Below are 19177 nucleotides of genomic sequence, written 5' to 3' on the forward strand. Positions count from 1 at the left end.
TGATTAGATGGCTATCCCATCTATTTCAGTATACAAAATGCCAGTTGAATCCGAACTACCAAAAAATAAAGTGAACTGGACGCCAGATCCAACACGTGCGGTTCTTTTAATCCATGACATGCAAGAATATTTTCTTGATGCATATAGCGATAAAGAATCGCCAAAAGTAGAACTCATTTCAAATATTAAGGTAATAAGAGAAAAATGTAAGGAACTTGGTATACCAGTTGTTTATACAGCACAACCAGGTGGACAAACACTAGAACAACGAGGATTATTACAAGACTTCTGGGGTGACGGTATTCCTGCTGGACCAGATAAAAAGAAGATTGTCGATGAACTTTCTCCTAATGAGGATGATATATTCTTAACAAAATGGAGATATAGTGCATTTAAAAAGACAAATCTATTAGAAATTTTAAATGAACAGGGAAAAGATCAACTTATTATTTGCGGTATTTATGCGCATATTGGCTGCCTATTAACAGCTTGTGAAGCGTTTATGGAAGGTATAGAGCCGTTCTTTGTAGCAGATGCTGTTGCTGATTTTTCACTAGAGCATCATAAACAAGCGTTAGCGTATGCATCTAATAGATGTGCAGTAACGACATCAACCAACTTACTGTTAAAAGATTTACAAAGTGCAAAAGGTGATGAGAGTGAAGGAATCACTTTACAGGAAGTACATGAACTAGTTGCACAATTACTTCGTGAACCAGTAGAAAGTATTGAGACGGATGAAGACTTATTAAATAGAGGACTTGATTCGGTCAGAATTATGAGTTTAGTAGAGAAATGGCGTCGCGAAGGAAAAGAAATCACTTTTGCGGATTTAGCAGAGAACCCAACGGTTGTTGATTGGTACCACTTACTATCTCCGCAAACAGAACATGTACTTTAATATAGACTACATAAAAAAGGGGTAGTAAAGAATGCCTAATAGTCAAAAGGTTCGTCATTCGTTATCATCTGCGCAGACTGGTATGTGGTTTGCACAACAATTAGATCCGCTTAATCCGATTTATAATACTGGGGAATATGTAGAAATACATGGAAATATGAATCAAGATATTTTTGAATTAGCAGTACGTAAAGTTGTAATGGAAGCAGAAGCGCTACATGTTCGTTTCGAAGAGGATGAAATTGGTCCATGGCAAGTTATTGAAGAATTACAGTTTCAGATGCATTTTATTGACGTTCGTAAAGAAGAAAATCCTGAAGAAGCTGCTAAAGTATGGATGAAAAATGATTTATCTATGCCAATCGATTTGAAAACAGATACATTATTTACTGAAGCACTTATTCAAGTTGAAAATAACCGTTTCTTTTGGTATCAGCGCATCCATCACATTGTGATGGATGGCTATGGATTTTCACTTCTAAGCCAAAAGGTAGCGAAAAAGTATACAACACTTATAGAAGAAACAAATAAGAAAGAGAAGCCATTTGGTTCTCTTGCGAAAATTGTACAAGAAGACATGGAGTATCGTGAATCTAAACAATTCCAGGAAGATCGTATCTTTTGGTTAGAGAAGTTTGCAGATGAACCAGAAGTTGTAAGTTTAGCAGAAAGAGCGCCGAGAACATCCAATGGATTTTTGCGAGAAACAGCTTATTTATCCAGTTCTAGCACGAAAACTTTACTAGAAGATATTAATGTTTCTTTAACAAGTTGGCCAGAATTTATTGTCGCTGTAACAAGTATATATATGCATAAATTAACTGGTGCAAATGATATTGTTTTAGGTTTACCGATGATGGGGCGTCTCGGTTCAGCATCTATTTATACACCGAGCATGGTAATGAATTTAGTACCACTTCGTCTCACTGTAACTCCAAATATAACTTTTGCAGAATTATTACAGCACGTTTCTAAAGAAATCCGAGACGTACGTCGTCATCATAAATATCGTCATGAGGAATTAAGAAGAGACTTAAAGTTACTAGGTGAAAATCAAAGGTTATTCGGGCCGTTAGTGAATGTGATGCCTTTTGATTATGGGCTTAACTTTGCTGGGAATTGTGGTATTACACATAATTTATCAGCAGGACCTGTCGATGATTTATCGATAAATGTTTATAAACGTTTCGATGAAAATAAGCTAATGATTCATTTTGATGCGAACCCGGAAGTATATAATGGTGCGGAACTAGCATTGCATAAAGAAAGATTTATGAATGTATTAGAATTAATGATAAGTTCATATCAAAAAGACGCGTCGATTGGAAGCATAAACATTACTCTTCCTGAAGAAAATCATAAAGTTTTATTGGAATGGAATGCAACTAAGGAAGCTGATAAGTTAATCTCTCTACCTATATTATTTGAAAAACAAGTACAAAAACACCCAAATAAAATAGCGGTTATTTGTAACGGTGTAGACCTTACGTATAATGAGCTAAATGAACGAGCAAATAAACTGGCGCACTATTTAGTAGAGCAAGGAATAGGGCCAAATCAGTTTGTAGCTTTAGTATTTCCAAGATCAATGGAAATGGTAGTTAGTATGCTAGCAGTTTTAAAGGCTGGTGCAGCATATTTACCAATAGATCCGGAATACCCAGCCGAGCGAATCAATTATATAGTAAATGATGCAAAACCAGTTTGTATCATCACACATTCATCTGTTTCATCAGCTTTAGTTATAGAAAATGATATGAAAAAGATCGAATTAGATTGCGAAGAAACAGAACTAGCGTTAAAAGCATATTCTCATATGAATCTACCATTTGGAAATGATGAATCACTTTTAAACCCAGCTTATACAATTTATACTTCAGGATCAACGGGAAATCCAAAAGGTGTAATTGTTCCTATGAGAGCTTTAAGTAACTTTTTATTGGCTATGGACGATATGTTTTCATTACATGAAAACGATCATTTATTAGCAGTTACAACGTTTGCATTTGATATTTCTGCACTAGAAATTTATTTACCTCTTATTAGTGGTGCAAGTTTAACAATCGCACAAAAAGAAGTAATTCAAGAACCTTCTTCGTTAACTGCATTGTTACAAGAAGAAAGAGCGACAATTATGCAAGCTACACCGACGCTTTGGCAGGCGTTAGTAACGGAATATCCAGAGAGACTACAAGGGCTTAAAGCGCTCGTTGGTGGTGAAGCACTTTCAGCTCATTTAGCAAATACATTAAAAGAATTAGGTTGCTCTATTACAAACTTGTATGGACCAACTGAAACGACTATTTGGTCTACTGTTATGAACATCGATGAAAGGGAAAGTGGTATACCTCCTATCGGAAAGCCAATTTGGAGTACAGACGTGTATGTACTAGATGAAGGATTACAACCAGTTCCACCTGGAGTAATTGGTGAATTATATATTGCGGGGGAAGGACTTGCAAGCGGATATTTAGGAAAACCAGAGTTAACGGCTGAACGGTTTGTTGCAAATCCTTATGGAGAACGAGGAGAGCGCATGTACCGTACTGGTGATCTTGTAAAATGGCGCAATGATGGTGTGCTAGAATATATGAGCCGTGCAGATCATCAAATTAAAATTCGTGGTTTCCGAATTGAATTAGCTGAAATTGAAATGGTATTACAACGACATGAAAATATTAAGCAAGCAGTAGTAATGGTACGAGAAGACCGCCCAAATGATAAACGAATCATCGCGTATATCGTTGCCGAAGAGAAGGAAACGATTCATCTTTCAGAAATTCGTTCTTATGTTTCAGAAAGTTTAGCGAATTATATGGTACCATCAGCACTTGTGTTGCTAGAAGAATTACCATTAACACCAAATGGAAAGATTGATAGAAAGAAATTACCTGCTCCTGATTTTAATGGCATGAACAATGAGAGAGTTGCTAGAAATCCGAAAGAAGAAATATTATGTGATTTATTTGCAGAAGTACTTGGTGTTTCTCGTATTAGCATAGACGATAATTTCTTTGAAATGGGTGGCCATTCGCTTCTTGCATCGCGTTTAATGGCAAGAATTCGTGAAACGTTAAGTGTTGAAGTAGGAATTGGAAAACTATTTGAATCGCCAACTGTTGCTGAACTAGCGAAGCAATTGGATCAAGCCAAAAATGCTAGATCAGCTATTAAGAAAGTAAGTAGACCAAGTGAAGTTCCGCTTTCATTTGCACAGCGTAGGTTATGGTTCTTACATTGTTTAGAAGGTCCAAGCCCTACTTATAATATTCCGTTAGTCATTCGTTTGTCTGGAAAGTTGAATGAGGAAGCATTACAAGGTGCCTTTTATGATGTAGTCGAGAAACATGAAACACTGAGAACAATTTTCCCTAACGTATTAGGTAGTTCCTATCAGGAAATTTTAGATATGGAAGATTTAAATCTAGAAATGATTAAAACAAAAATATGTAAAGAGAAATTAGAAAGTGTGCTTGCAGAGGCGGTAAGATATAGCTTTAACCTTGATGTTGAGCCAGCAGTTCGTTTGCAACTATTTACAGTGAATGAAAACGAACATGTATTGTTAATTCTATTGCACCATATTGTAGGGGATGGCTGGTCATTACAACCGTTAACGAGAGACTTTACAACGGCATATAAAGCACGATGTCAAGGTGACAGCGTACAGCTGGAAACACTTCCAGTTCAATACGCAGATTATGCACTTTGGCAACAGCAATTACTTGGTGATGAAACTACACCAGAAAGTCTCATTTCAACACAATTAGATTTTTGGAAGAAGGAGCTAGAAGGTTTACCGGACAAAATGGAGTTACCTACAGATTACCAGCGTCCAGTTGAAACGAGTTACCGTGGAGAAACAATTCGTTTTCATATAGATGCAGGTATGCATAGTAGGTTAGTAGAGCTTGCACGGAAAAATGGAGTTAGTTTGTTTATGGTATTGCAAGCAGGACTAAGTGCGCTATTTACAAGATTAGGTGCAGGTACCGATATACCAATCGGTAGTCCGATTGCTGGAAGAAACGATGATGCTCTCTCTGACATAGTCGGTTTATTTGTAAATACATTAGTGTTACGTACAAATACATCAGGAGATCCAAGTTTTAAAGAATTATTAAATAGAGTGAAGCAAACAAATCTTGCAGCTTATGAAAATCAAGATGTACCATTTGAACGACTTGTTGAAGTATTAAATCCAGTACGTACTCGAAATAGTCATCCGCTGTTTCAAGTTATGTTTGCTTTCCAAAATACGCCAGAAGCAATCTTTGATGCTCCGGATATAGAAGCGAGCCTTGAAATTCAAAGCGTTGGCTCTGCGAAATTTGATTTAACATTTGAAATTTGCGAGAGTAACGTAGTTGATGGTACTCCGAACGGCTTACACGGATTGTTAGAGTTTAGTACTGATTTATATAAACGTGAAACGGTACAAAAATTAATAGAACGATACATTCTATTATTAGATGATGCAGCGGAGAATCCTGATCAATCAATTGGTAGATTAGAAATATTAACGTTAGCAGAGAAAAATACAGTGTTAGAAAAGTGGAATGGTGGTTTTCAAATTGTACCAGAAATGACATTATCACAATTATTTGAAAAGCAAGCTCATATAAATCCAAATTCTATTGCTGTCGTCTTTGAAGATGAAAAGTTAACTTATGAAGAGTTAAATAAAAAAGCGAATAAAATAGCTCGTTTGCTAATAGCAAAAGGAATTGGTCCCGATCAACTCGTTGCTTTAGCAATGCCGAGATCTTTAAATATGGTTGTGAGTTTACTTGCGGTTCTGAAAGCAGGAGCAGGTTATCTTCCTTTGGATCCAGATTACCCGTCTGATCGTATTTCATTTATGCTCCACGATGCGAAACCATCATGTGTTTTAACAAATTCAGATGTGGAAGTTGAATGTGATGAGGAACTGAAAATTTTAGTTGATGATGTAAAAGTAAGAGAAGAAATTGAGAAATATAGTGAAGACAATATTGATGAAACGGAGCGCGTGAAGCCATTAACTCCATCACATATTGCTTACGTTATTTATACATCAGGTTCAACAGGTAGACCGAAAGGCGTTATGATACCTCATCAAAACGTAGTAAGACTTTTAGGAGCAACTGATCATTGGTTCCAATTTGACGCAGACGATGTGTGGACGATGTTCCATTCATACGCTTTTGATTTCTCGGTTTGGGAAATTTGGGGGCCTTTATTATATGGAGGACGTCTAGTCGTAGTGCCACATAGTGTGAGTCGCTCGCCGAAAGAATTTTTACAACTTCTTGTTAAAGAAAAGGTAACTGTTTTAAACCAAACTCCATCAGCGTTCTATCAATTCATGCAAGCAGATCGTGAAAATGAAGAAATTGGTCAAGAATTATCTTTACGATATATTGTTTTTGGAGGAGAAGCACTTGAGCTAAGTCGATTAGAAGATTGGTATAGTCGACATTCTCATAACGCACCAAAACTTATTAATATGTACGGAATTACGGAGACGACTGTACATGTTAGTTATATTGAGTTAGATGAAACAATCGTCTCTTTACGAGCAAACAGTTTAATTGGGTGTAGTATACCTGATCTTAAAGTGTATGTGTTAGACAACTATTTACAACCGGTGCCACCAGGAGTAGTTGGAGAAATGTATGTTGTAGGTGCAGGGCTTGCTCGTGGATATTTAGGAAGAGCAGGCTTAACTGCAGAACGTTTTATTGCAGATCCATTTGGCAAGCCAGGTACAAGAATGTATCGTACTGGAGACTTAGCACGTTGGCGTCAAGATGGGACGCTAGATTATATAGGACGCGCAGATCATCAAATAAAAATTCGCGGATTCCGAATTGAATTAGGGGAAATAGAAGCAGTAATAATGAAACACCCTAAAGTTGAGCAAGTAGCCGTTATTGTACGGGAAGATCAACCAGGGGATAAACGATTAGTTTCTTATATCGTCGCATCAAATAATGAAATGATTGATACGAATGAAATGCGTAAGTATGCTGGAGGTAGTTTACCAGATTACATGGTTCCATACGCTTTTGTAGTAGTAAATGAGTTGCCTTTAACTCCAAACGGTAAATTAGATAGAAAGGCATTGCCGGCTCCAGAATTTATCGCATCATCTTCTAGTCGTGGACCAAGAACACCGCAAGAAGAAATGTTATGTGACTTGTTTACAGAAGTTTTAAGTGTGCCGCAAATTGGAATTGATGACGGATTCTTTGATCTAGGTGGGCATTCACTTCTTGCAGTGCAGCTTATGAGCCGTATTAAAGAAGCACTTGGGGTCGAATTAAATATCGGAACTTTATTTGCAGCACCTACTGTTGCAGGTCTTGCTGAACGACTTGAAGTGGGAAATGGACAAAGTGCACTCGATGTGTTGCTTCCATTACGAGCAAGCGGAGACCAATTACCACTATTTTGTGTACATCCAGCAGGTGGATTAAGTTGGTGCTATGCAGGACTTATGAAATCTTTAGGGACAGATTATCCAATCTACGGTGTCCAAGCACGTGGTATTGCTAAAAATGAAGAACTTCCAAAAAGTTTAGAAGAAATGGCGGCGGATTATTTAAAACACGTTCGTGAAGTACAGCCTCACGGACCATATCGTTTACTCGGTTGGTCGCTCGGCGGAAATGTTGTGCATGCAATGGCGGCGCAACTGCAAAATGAAGGGGAAGAAGTAGAATTACTCGTTATGCTAGATTCTTATCCTGGTCACTTCTTACCGAATACGGCAGCACCTACTGAAGAAGAAGCGTTAATCGCATTACTTGCTTTAGGAGGATACGATCCAGATAACATGGATGGTAAACCACTTACGATGGAAAGTGCAGTAGAAATACTTCGTAAAGATGGAAGTGCATTAGCAAGTCTTGAAGAAGAGACGATTTTGAACTTGAAAGAAACATATGTAAATTCGGTAGGATTGTTAGGGAAATATGTACCAAAAGTTTATAACGGAGATATTTTATTCTTTAGATCTACTGTTATACCAGACTGGTTTACTCCTATTTCTCCAAATACGTGGCTAAATTATTTAGATGGACAAATTGTACAACACGATATTGATTGTAGACATAAAGATTTATGTCAACCAGGACCACTTACAGAAATTGGACAAGTATTAGCGAAATATTTGCAGGATAAGAAAGGGGTAAGTACAGTATGACGAATCCATTTGAAAATGATAATTACACATATAAAGTATTAAAAAATGAGGAGGGCCAGTATTCTCTCTGGCCTGTCTTTCTTGATGTACCTATTGGTTGGAATGTCGTACATGAAGAGGCTAGTAGGAATGAGTGTTTACAATATGTTGAAAGTAACTGGGAAGATTTGAATCCAAAAAGTAATCAAGTGGGCGAAAAAATATTAGTAGGAAAACGATAATGAAGGCAAAAATAAATCCAAAAGTAGTTGTAAGCATCGTATATATAACAGCGATGTTTATGGCTGCTATGGATGCAACAATTGTGAATGTAGCACTCCAAACAATAAGTAAAGAATTACAAGTACCTCCATCTGCAATGGGGACTGTTAATGTTGGGTATTTAGTTAGCTTAGCCGTTTTCCTTCCGATTTCTGGTTGGTTAGGAGATCGCTTCGGTACGAAAAGAGTATTTCTAACCGCTCTTTTCGTATTTACAACTGCGTCTGCATTATGTGGAATAGCGAATGATATTACTTCATTGAATCTTTTTCGCATCATGCAAGGTGCTGGAGGGGGGCTTTTAACACCAGTTGGGATGGCGATGTTATTCCGAACATTTTCACCAGAGGAAAGGCCAAAAATTTCACGGTTTATTGTGTTGCCAATTGCTGTAGCACCGGCAGTAGGACCAATTATTGGCGGTTTTTTTGTAGATCAAATGTCTTGGCGCTGGGCATTTTATATTAATTTACCGTTTGGAACCGTAGCGTTACTATTCGGTCTACTATTTTTAAAAGAGCATATTGAAAAATCAGCTGGTCGCTTTGATTCTCTTGGTTTTATTCTTTCAGCACCAGGATTTTCGATGCTAATCTATGCGCTCAGTCAAGGACCATCAAAAGGATGGGTTTCCCCAGAAATTATAAGTACTGGAATAGCCGGGGTTGTATTCATTACATTGTTTATCATTGTTGAACTTAGAGTAAAGCAACCGATGTTAGATTTACGCTTATTAAAAGAACCTGTTTTTAGAAAGATGAGTCTTATTTCATTGTTTTCATCCGCGGGTTTATTAGGAATGTTATTTGTTTTTCCACTTATGTATCAAAATGTAATAGGAGTTTCCGCATTGGAATCAGGTCTTACGACATTCCCAGAGGCGATTGGGTTAATGATTTCTTCACAGATTGTACCATGGTCATATAAGAAATTAGGAGCTCGTAAAATAATTTCTATTGGGTTAATTTGTACAGCGATTATCTTTGTTTTATTAAGTTTTGTAAATCACGATACGAACCCATGGCAAATACGGGCATTATTGTTTGGCATAGGTATTTTCTTAGGCCAGTCTGTTGGGGCAGTTCAATTTTCTGCATTTAACAATATAGCGCCACCTTCTATGGGGAGAGCAACGACTATATTTAATGTGCAAAATCGATTAGGATCTGCAATAGGGGTCGCTGTTTTAGCTAGCATACTAGCCGGTTTTGGAAATAATAGTATACAAAATAATGTTCATTCAGACTTCTTGCCTTATCAAGCGGCATTAATTGGATCTGCAATATTTTTACTCGTAGCATTACTATTTTCTTTACGTATATCTGATAAAGAAGTAATGTCAAAGAAGAAGAAAAAGCCGTTACCTGTATTACAAAAAGAGAAAGAAGTTGTAAACGAATAAGTTATAGCATGATAATATTTTTTGAAATAAAGTGATATTCGTACGAAGAAGGAGAGAGTTTACATGATAGAGAGTAAAGTTGTAGATTCTGTACCAATTCTTAATGAGAATGGTTGTCAAATATGGTGGGCAAAAATTTCAGATTTACAATCATGGCATTACAATTTACTAAATAATGTTGAACGAGAGAAAGCAAATTCATATCATCATTCGGTAGATCGTGCACGATTTATAATAGGTTGTGTAATTAGTAGATTAGTTCTTGGAAAGGTACTTTCTATGTCGCCAGTCCAAGTACCCATTGATCGAATGTGCCCAGTATGTAAGTTACAACATGGTAGACCACAATTACCAGAAGGCATGCCGCAAATATCTGTTTCACATTCGGGTGAGTGGGTTGTTGTTGCATTTACAAAGTCTGCACCTGTAGGCGTTGATATTGAACAAATGAATCCAAATGTAGATGTTATGAAAATGGCAGAGGGTGTATTAACGGACATTGAAATAGCGCAAATTATGAAATTACCTAATGAACAGAAAATAGAAGGTTTTTTAACATATTGGACTCGAAAAGAAGCAGTGCTCAAAGCAACAGGTGAAGGACTAATGATTGCGCCAGTGGATATTACTGTATCAGCTCCCAATGAACCTCCAAACTTGTTAGTTTTTAAGGATAGACATGAGCTAGTAGAAACTACAATGATGGAAGATATAAGACCAAGTGTAGATTATTTGGCTTCCATTGCGATATTTAGTAAAGAAGTAACTGAAATCACACAGATAGACGCAGTATCGCTTTTAAATTATAAAGAAGTTTAATAAAATATTTTATAGAAGAGGTGTTCCTCATGTTAGTAGCGGAAAATAGAACAAATGAATTCACTTATAATGTACAAGCAATTAAAAATATTTTATTTTCTGGAGATACATCATCTATTCATGCTTTAGAAAAGCTTTTGAATGATACAGTTCAGTTTGATGTTCTCGAACAAGAGGTAATTGATAGACAGTACATCCCGAAAGAAGCAAAGAATTTCTTTGATAAAAATGGAACATTTCTTTACCGTGTATCCAATGTTAGTTATAAAGGAAAAGTGTTATCCGAAAATCTCATTTTTGCGGATACCTCGTTTTTACCACATACAATAAAGTGTGAGTTAGAGAGTGGAAACATTCCAGTTGAAAAACTTATAGAAAAGATGGAAGTAAGAAGGAACGTATTATATGAAGGATATCAGCCAGCTGGAAATATTATTGAATTGTTTGATGGATGCTCTGTAACAGCAAATGTGTATCCAACTAGAAAATCTCAAATTGTAAGTAACTGCAAATGCATATTTTATATATGTGAAGTATATCATGCTGAGAATATAAAGGAATTACTGAAATAAACAAGAAACCAGCCTATAAAATGGCTGGTTTCTTGTTTATTTCACAGCTTCTTTTAACTCTTTACCTGCTTTAAATGCAGGAACTTTACCAGCAGCGATTTGAATTTCTTCGCCAGTTTGCGGGTTACGCCCTGTACGAGCAGATCTTTCGCGTACTTCAAAAGTTCCAAAGCCGATTAATTGAACTTTATCGCCAGACTGTAATGCAGTAGCAATTGTGTCAAATACAGATTGTACAGCTGCAGAAGCATCCTTTTGAGAAATATCAGCTGATTGTGCTACATTTTTAATTAATTCTGTTTTGTTCATGTTTTCACCTCATAAAAAAATTTTTTAGAATGAATGATTTAGTATAATAGATAGTAAACATAAAGCTATTTATATTGTTAGAAAGAATGCTATATAGTTATGTTAATTTCGTTGCAAGAAACTGAATCCCTGCTAATATTTAGGGATTAATTAAGAATTGATGCATAGAAAACGCTGTAATATGAGGATGAGGGGGAGTATACGGATGATTTTTCGTGAAAAGAATGAGAAAGAAAGCATATTAATTCGTCAACATGATCATGGTTTTTTAGCTGGAGAGATTGCCAAATATATAAAAGAAGATTTTTTTGAAGATGACACATATTTAAAAGAGACAATTGATGCAATATATGAGCATGATAGAGGGTGGATAGAGCTTGATAAAGTACCAATTTTGAATGATGCTAAAAATATCCCGTATACATTTATGGATTGTCCTAGCTCATTACGCTTTGTTTTTTATAAGATTGGTTTGAATGAAATTGAAGGGTCTAACCCATACGGAGCATTACTTTGTAGTAAACATTTTTTATCATTTCCATTAAATGAAGAAGATGAAGAGATGATGTCATTTTATACAGGGGAATTGGAACGACAAAAAAGAATATTAAAAACGTTAACGAAAGAACAATTTGCGATATTCGATAAACATTATAGATTATTAAAATTTTGCGATGAACTTTCTTTATATGTATGTATGAATAAACCTGGTGTAGAAAAGGAAAATGAAATTGATTTGTTTAAAGATGGTTTTGAAGGAACAGAAATGTTTAATAGTAAAGAAGGGAAACCTATTCAAGCTGAATGGGTAGATGAGGAAACAATTCGAATTACACCGTTTCCATTTCAAACTGAATTTTATACGTATGTAAAATATAAAACTATAAATAAACGTGAAATTGAAGAAAAAGGAATTGTAAAGGCTGATAGAGAATCAGAAATAAAGAAACAAACCATTCATTTCATACAATAGGGGGGCGATTTTGATTGAAAGAGTACATGTTAAAACAGGTGGATTACCATGCTTGGGCTAATATACGATTATTAAATCGAATAAAAGAATTACCAAGCTATGAGACTATTTTTAATGAACAGATACAGAGTGTATTTCCATCAATTAAGGATACTTTCGCGCATATTTATATTACAGATCAAGTGTGGTTACACATATTGCATGGTAAAAGTATGAATGAAGCAATACAAGATCGAGAAAATTTACGAAAACAAATCGAAACTAAATCGTTACATGAATTAGAAAAAATGTTTGAAAACATGGCAAATCAATATAAAGACTTTTTAATTACAATTGAAGATGTGAATGCTGTATTTGTTATCGAGAACCCATATGCAGGAAAATTAGAAACTTCAATTTTAGAGTTAGTGCAACATGTCGTAAATCACGGTACATACCATAGAGGAAATATAACAGCGATGATCCGTCAACTTGGTCATTCATCGACAATGACGGATTTTGTACTGTATTTACATATGGGGCAGAAAGAGAGGGAGTAATATAGTTTGTAAGAAGGAGAGACTTTAATTGAAAAAGTCTCTCCTTCTATTTTATCCCACTTTAATGGTAAAAAGACTGATTTAAGTTTTATCTTATTTCTTAAGAGGCTTTATTTTCTTGTAATTGCTTAGCGTATTGTACAGCCTTAAATGCATTGACTCTACCGTTTTTCCAGTACGTACCTGTACCACTAATTTTATCAGACGTTGACTCAATAATTTGGCGGATTTGTGTATTGCTATATCCTTGGTTTGCTAAAAGAGCAGCGACTCCTGCAACGTGAGGTGTTGCCATAGATGTTCCACTTAATGATTGATACGTGCTTCCTTTATATGTGGAATATATATTTGAACCTGGTGCTGCAACATCTACCCAGCTACCATAAGTAGAAAATGAAGATTTTCTATCTGATTGATCTGTAGAAGCAACTGCAATTACTTCGCTATAATAAGCAGGGTAATTAGCTTTTGTATTTCCAGCATTTCCAGCAGCTGCAACTATAACAGAGCCTTTATTCCATGCATATTGAACAGCTTGTTGTAAAGCAGTCCCACCATTTGGAGCACCTAAGCTTAAACTAATTACTTTTGCACCTGAATCAGCAGCTTCCCTAATACCTTGCGCTACAGCATCAAGAGTACCACTTCCTTGATTATCTAATACGCGGATAGCATAAATTGAAGTTTGTGGGGCAACACCAGCAATTCCAACACTATTATTCGTAAGTGCTCCAGTAATCCCAGCGCAATGCGTACCATGACCATTACCATCATCTGATGTATTGTCGTTGTCAACATAATCATGCCCGTTGATTACTTTAGAAGCTAAATCAGGGTGTGAACCTTGAACTCCTGTATCAATAATAGCTACTTTTACACCAGGATCACTTCGTTGACTATCCCAAGCTTGTGGAGCTTGAATCTTTTGCAATCCATATTGATTTTTAAAATATGGGTCGTTCGGAGTCCAAAAGGCGTGAACGTAATAATTTGGTTCTGCATATTCCACATCTGGATTATTTTTATAACTTTTTATTTTTTCTTTAACAGTACCTTTTGAAAATTGAATGACTTCAAAACCTAACTTATCATCTTTAGATAAAACGTTAGCACCAACAGATTTATGAAAAGATTGGACATTACTTAAAGAGGTATTTTGTTTGAACTTAACGATTAATTGGTTAGGGACGTAATCAGTAGATGATGTTTCAGCACTTGAAGTATTTGTGTTAAAAAAGAAACCACCGATAATGAATGATAAAACAGATAGGAAAACAATGATTTTGTTTTTCAAAAGATTTTTCCTCCCTTTTCTTGGATAAGTTTTTCAGCGACACTTTAATGTCGCATTCCTTTTCAACTATATAGTTAGACCATACGATTTATGTCATTTATGTAAAAAACTTTTAGAGGAATAAAAAAGGAGAAAATCGATATAAATATATTTTTAATGATATTTACTGAGTTAGAAAATGAAAAAAGGAATGCTCATTATGTATGAGTCATTCCTTTTTTATAGATTAACTTGCCTGTTTTTTATGATTTTCTTTTAATTTCTCGGCTTGTAAAAAGCGATTCGTTTCAGATACAACAATACCACTTAATCCAATAAGGCCAATTAAGTTTGGAATCGCCATAAGTCCATTTGCAATATCAGCAAATGTCCATACGATGCCTAGTTTTAAATTCGCACCAATAGCAATCATGACGATAAAGATTGCTTTATAATATTTAACGGCACTTTCTCCAAATAGATAAGCCACGCATTTCTCTCCGTAATACGACCAGCCTAAAATAGTAGAGTAGGCGAATAATATAATAGCGATACCGAGAATCATACTACCAGCAGTACCGAATACAGATTGGAATGCTAATGTTGTAGCTTCAACACCGGTTTTTCCTGACTTCCATGCACCTGTAGTAATTAATACAAGTCCTGTAATGGTACATACAATAAACGTATCTAGAAAAGTACCAGTCATAGAAACTAAAGCTTGCTTTGCAGGTGAATCAGTTTTTGCAGCAGCCGCAGCAATAGGTGCACTTCCTAAACCAGCTTCGTTCGCAAATACACCGCGCGCCATTCCGATTTGAATAGCTGATGCAACTGTTGCACCGATAAAACCACCAGCAGCTGCAGTACCATTAAATGCACCAGAAAAAATAAGTGAAAATGCTTCTGGAATTTGATCGTAGTGATAGAAAATAATAATAAGACCAGCAATGATATAAAAGAAGGCTTTAATTGGAACGACATATCCTGTCACTTTCCCGATTTTTTTTACACCGCCTAAAATAACAATTGCGATTAAAAATGACATTACTATACCAGTTAAAGCTGGGGGGAAAGAGAAATTAATTCGCATCGCCTCTGCAACTGAGTTAGATTGCACCATATTACCAATACCGAAAGAAGCAGTTGTACCGAATATAGCGAATAAAACAGCAAGCCATTTCTTGCCTAAACCACGTTCTAAATAGTACATTGGTCCACCTGAATATTCACCATTTTCATTACTAACTCGGTATTTCACCGCAAGAATTGCTTCGGCATATTTTGTTGCCATCCCGAATAAAGCAGTAATCCACATCCAAAAGATTGCACCGGGTCCACCAATCGTCACAGCAGTTGCAACACCGGCTATATTTCCCATTCCAATCGTTGCCGCCATAGCTGTCATAAGTGCTTGGAAGTGGCTAATATCTCCAGAGGAAGAAGTATCTTCTGATTTTTTAAAAGCTAGTTTGTGAGCGTATAATAGTTTACTAAACTGTAAACCTTTTAAACGCACTGTTAGAATGATACCAGTACCAACGAGTAACAATAATGTTGGTAATCCCCACACATAGTGATTGATTTGTTCTAATACTTTACTTACTGTCTCCATCTGTATTCTCCTTTTTTAGAAAAAATAAAAACCACTTCAAGTAAATGAAATGGTCTCTGGAGAAACAAGGGATAGAAAAATAAACCGATACAAATCGGCATTTTCTTTCGCTTGTCTCTGTCCTTTTACCTGAGAGATTATCCGCTATAGTAGCGGATTTGCTCCTTCGGTGCTCGTTTTCCTCCGCGCTGTATAAAGCGAGAGGGAGTCTCTCCAGAGATTCGTCCCCATGCAGTTCTACTTGTAACCAAGACCTGAGAGTTTCAAAGTTGGTTTAATAACTTTTTGCCCCGTCGGTAGATCAGTTGATCTTCTCCTGAATGGTTCATCCGAATTATAAAATTTATAAAAGCATTGATTGTAAATCAATAAAAATATTATAGACAGACAAAATGTAAATTGCAATCTTTTTTATTTTAAAATAGTAAAAAGTTTTATTTTTTTGCAAGTCCTAATTTCTCCTCAACTTCAGTTAAAGTAGATAAAGCAATGACAATATGTTGATCCGCAAGGCCTAAAGCATGTTTAGTATTTTCAATTGTTGCACTGTTTAGAGTAGAGTTTTTGGCTCCGTCTATAATTAAATCTGCGGCGTTTTTCATAAATTTAGAAGCAGCCTTAAATTCAGTTGTGAAATAAACTAGTTGTTCTTGTATTTGTACTTCTGATATATTTCCTTTAATTTTTAAAGTGTCTATTTCGTTCATAATGTTTTCATATTGTTTGGAAACAGCACTCATTGTAACTAATAGTTTATCTCTATCTACTGAATCTCCGCTCGTGTTAATTTCTTTCCAGGCAGGTAACCAATGTTTATCGATGATGTCATTATAATTATTAGTTAATTCATTAATTTTAGGTTGCAATTTAGTTTTGAATGTTTTTGTATCAGTTGTTTCTACAGTTGCTTTTTCGTTGTTATTTTTAACATTAGTAACGTAGAAAATTGTACCGAAAATGATGGGAATAGAAATAAAAACTGTCCATTTAGTAAAAAATAATTTCTGCAATATGTAACGCCTCCAAAATTTAAAAACTTATAATTATAATATATAACAATAATGTTGTTTAAAGTAGAGAAAATAGGTTAGAAATGATTTAAATTATATATTTTCTATACAAAAATAATTAAAGTTAGTAAAATAATGAAAGTTATATGTGAGAAAAGAGGATTTTTAGTGAAAATGAATAGAAGAAAACTAGTTTCAAATATTTCAATGGCTATGTTACTAATGGGTTTAATTGCATTCATATTTATGAATAAAGAATCTAAAATTAAAGATTTTCCAGTACCAATGTCAGCAATCCATATTAACGATGAAAAGGAAGAGGATTATAAATATATAAGTGTAATGCCTATTACAAAGGCCAGTGGATGGGAGAACTTAGCGGAAAATGGGCATACTGTTACTTTTAAAAAAGGGGAGAGGAATGTAACTGTAATATATTATCCGGGAGAACTAACGTATTATTTATTTGAGAAAAAGGTGAATATGGGAGATAAGATAAAGATGTAATTCGTTAAGGGTTACATCTTTTCTTTTGATTCTGAATTATTTGAAATAAAATCAGATAGATGGTTTGATAGATGTAGTGATAAATATGATAAGTTCTATATGGTGATAAAAAGCAATGAAGAGATCATAAAAATATTATGTAAACTAAAAGTTGTAAGTGGAAGATAAATTATATCCTAAGGGGGAATTAAAAATGTTACTAAAAACAATTTACTGTGAAGTGGAAGAAGAGAAAAAAGAGTTATTTTCAAACGCACAAGAAAAATGGCGCGATATACAGCATCTAGATGGATTTCATGGACAATTTGGTGGATGGAATAAAGATGAGGCATGTGTATTTACTTTATGGGAAGATCGAAGTGCATATCAATCATTTATGAATGGTACTCACGATACAATTTATGTAAATAGCAATCAAGCGGATACTTTTCTTTCATGTGAAATTGAACTGTTTCAAACGTTGTATGATATTACTGATATGTCTTTGAAGGACGTTGTTACTGAAGGAACATTCGTAAGAGTTGCTATATGTGATGTAAAGCTGGGAAAGGAAAAGTATTTTTTACATAAACAAGAAACAATTTGGAATAAAGGGATGGAAAATGCAAAAGGGATGTTAGGTGGAGTTATTGGAAAGTCTTTAAAAACTGGAAATCGTTACATCGTGTTAACTTATTGGAAAGATGAAATGGTGCATCAAAATTATGTAGAAGAGATTTTCCCTGAGTTGTATAAACTAGCTAATATTCATGATGATTTAAAAGATATAAGAGGTAAACAAGCTATATGTAAGGAGGAGTGGCTTGTATATTAAGTGTACAAAACGTGCATAAATGAAAGTATAATAAAGATATTTTCTTATAAACGAGTAATTAATAGAAGACGTTATATACCCTTTCATGTTAATATATTTAAGTTATAATAGAAGGCTTACCCTTATGTATTGTACGGTAGACGTAGTGTGAGCTTGAATTTTTGTTTAGAAAAGGATGTGCCTAATTTGCGTATCAATAAATTTATTAGTGAAGCTGGAAAAGCGTCTCGACGTGGAGCAGATAAATTAATTAATGAGAGAAGAGTAATTATTAACGGTAAGGTTGCAAAAATTGGTGACCAAGTAAATCCAGGTGATGATGTACGTGTAAATGGAGAGCAACTTCGTATTGCTCGAGATCACGTATATATCGCTTTAAATAAACCAGTAGGTATTACATGTACAAGTGAAAAATCAGTAAAAGGTAATATTATCGATTTAGTGAATCATCCATTACGAATTAGTCACATTGGACGTCTTGATAAAGACTCAGACGGTCTAATTTTGTTAACGAATGATGGTGATATCGTTAATGAAATTTTACGTGCTGAAAACAAACATGAGAAAGAATATATCGTTTCAGTAGATAAGCCAATTACACCTGATTTCTTAGAAAAAATGGCAGCTGGTGTGAAAATTTTAGGAACGAAAACTCTTCCTTGTGAGATCACACAGTTATCAAAATATGAGTTCAAAATTATTTTAACACAAGGGTTGAATCGCCAAATTCGCCGTATGTGTGAAGCTTTAGGTTATCAAGTATATACGTTAAAACGTACGAGAATTATGAATATTGAATTGAATAATTTACCCGTTGGACAGTGGAGAGATTTAACTAAGAAAGAGAAACGCCGTCTATTTTCAGACTTAAATTACGAACCACAAGATTGGTAAAATTGAGAAGAGGAAACCAAAAATTTAGTTTTGGTTTCTTTTTTTATTTAATAAAAAATCTTTTTTAAACACTTGCAAAAATAAAATGAATAAGATATA

General features: G+C 35.0%; 15 protein-coding genes and 1 riboswitch. Of the genes, 11 read left to right on the forward strand and 4 right to left on the reverse strand.

Annotated features, from left to right (window positions below; translation table 11 throughout):
* The first annotated feature begins 7 nt into the window (after positions 1-7).
* The 6 genes from AAG068_RS11580 to AAG068_RS11605 all read left to right on the forward strand — a co-directional run bounded on the left by AAG068_RS11580 (position 8) and on the right by AAG068_RS11605 (position 11144).
* On the forward strand, positions 8-901 hold the full coding sequence (locus AAG068_RS11580; protein ID WP_342719364.1) for an isochorismatase family protein: 894 nt from the start codon (positions 8-10) through the stop codon (positions 899-901).
* 31 nt (positions 902-932) lie between these two features.
* Positions 933-8090: an amino acid adenylation domain-containing protein gene (locus tag AAG068_RS11585; protein WP_342719365.1), complete on the forward strand. Its 7158-nt coding sequence runs from the start codon at positions 933-935 to the stop codon at positions 8088-8090.
* Positions 8087-8311, forward strand: a complete 225-nt coding sequence (locus tag AAG068_RS11590; RefSeq protein WP_342719366.1) for an MbtH family protein — start codon at positions 8087-8089, stop codon at positions 8309-8311. Before AAG068_RS11585 ends, AAG068_RS11590 begins: the two co-directional genes overlap by 4 nt.
* Positions 8311-9753 carry an MDR family MFS transporter gene (locus tag AAG068_RS11595; RefSeq protein ID WP_342719367.1) on the forward strand — a complete coding sequence of 481 codons (1443 nt, stop codon included), beginning with the start codon at positions 8311-8313 and terminating at the stop codon, positions 9751-9753. The genes AAG068_RS11590 and AAG068_RS11595 overlap by 1 nt, the downstream gene beginning before the upstream one ends.
* A gap of 63 nt (positions 9754-9816) precedes the next feature.
* Positions 9817-10572 (forward strand): 4'-phosphopantetheinyl transferase Sfp, encoded by a 756-nt coding sequence (gene sfp / locus AAG068_RS11600; protein WP_342719368.1) that lies wholly within the window; start codon positions 9817-9819, stop codon positions 10570-10572.
* Positions 10573-10601: 29 nt separating this feature from the next.
* Positions 10602-11144: a cold-shock protein gene (locus tag AAG068_RS11605; protein WP_342719369.1), complete on the forward strand. Its 543-nt coding sequence runs from the start codon at positions 10602-10604 to the stop codon at positions 11142-11144.
* 36 nt (positions 11145-11180) lie between these two features.
* Here AAG068_RS11605 and AAG068_RS11610 read toward each other — a convergent pair whose 3' ends face one another.
* Entirely contained in the window at positions 11181-11453 is a 273-nt protein-coding gene (locus AAG068_RS11610) for an HU family DNA-binding protein (RefSeq protein WP_001043907.1), read from the reverse strand.
* A gap of 205 nt (positions 11454-11658) precedes the next feature.
* Here AAG068_RS11610 and AAG068_RS11615 point away from each other — a divergent pair, with 205 nt between their 5' ends.
* Both AAG068_RS11615 and AAG068_RS11620 read left to right on the forward strand, forming a co-directional pair.
* Positions 11659-12426: a DUF3891 family protein gene (locus AAG068_RS11615; protein ID WP_342719371.1), complete on the forward strand. Its 768-nt coding sequence runs from the start codon at positions 11659-11661 to the stop codon at positions 12424-12426.
* Between the two features lie 14 nt (positions 12427-12440).
* A complete protein-coding gene (locus AAG068_RS11620) occupies positions 12441-12965 on the forward strand; it encodes a DinB family protein (RefSeq protein WP_342719372.1) in 525 nt (174 codons plus the stop codon).
* Between the two features lie 100 nt (positions 12966-13065).
* On the opposite strand, the gene AAG068_RS11625 is transcribed toward AAG068_RS11620, so the two are convergent.
* The 3 genes from AAG068_RS11625 to AAG068_RS11635 all read right to left on the reverse strand — a co-directional run bounded on the left by AAG068_RS11625 (position 13066) and on the right by AAG068_RS11635 (position 16863).
* Positions 13066-14259, reverse strand: a complete 1194-nt coding sequence (locus AAG068_RS11625; protein WP_342719373.1) for a S8 family peptidase — start codon at positions 14257-14259, stop codon at positions 13066-13068.
* 226 nt (positions 14260-14485) lie between these two features.
* Positions 14486-15853, reverse strand: a complete 1368-nt coding sequence (locus AAG068_RS11630; protein WP_342719374.1) for an alanine/glycine:cation symporter family protein — start codon at positions 15851-15853, stop codon at positions 14486-14488.
* Positions 15854-15960: 107 nt separating this feature from the next.
* Positions 15961-16080: riboswitch (glycine riboswitch) on the reverse strand.
* Between the two features lie 207 nt (positions 16081-16287).
* The gene (locus tag AAG068_RS11635) at positions 16288-16863 is read right to left on the reverse strand and encodes a hypothetical protein (RefSeq protein WP_342719375.1); all 576 of its coding nucleotides are present in this window, start codon (positions 16861-16863) and stop codon (positions 16288-16290) included.
* A gap of 132 nt (positions 16864-16995) precedes the next feature.
* Here AAG068_RS11635 and AAG068_RS11640 point away from each other — a divergent pair, with 132 nt between their 5' ends.
* The 3 genes from AAG068_RS11640 to rluF all read left to right on the forward strand — a co-directional run bounded on the left by AAG068_RS11640 (position 16996) and on the right by rluF (position 19078).
* Positions 16996-17370, forward strand: a complete 375-nt coding sequence (locus tag AAG068_RS11640; protein WP_342719751.1) for a hypothetical protein — start codon at positions 16996-16998, stop codon at positions 17368-17370.
* Between the two features lie 193 nt (positions 17371-17563).
* Entirely contained in the window at positions 17564-18184 is a 621-nt protein-coding gene (locus AAG068_RS11645; RefSeq protein ID WP_342719376.1) for a YdbC family protein, read from the forward strand.
* A 186-nt stretch (positions 18185-18370) separates the two neighbouring features.
* The gene (gene rluF / locus AAG068_RS11650) at positions 18371-19078 is read left to right on the forward strand and encodes a 23S rRNA pseudouridine(2604) synthase RluF (RefSeq protein WP_001222169.1); all 708 of its coding nucleotides are present in this window, start codon (positions 18371-18373) and stop codon (positions 19076-19078) included.
* Positions 19079-19177: the final 99 nt, after the last annotated feature.

The organism is Bacillus paramycoides (assembly GCF_038971285.1).
Lineage (GTDB): Bacteria > Bacillota > Bacilli > Bacillales > Bacillaceae_G > Bacillus_A.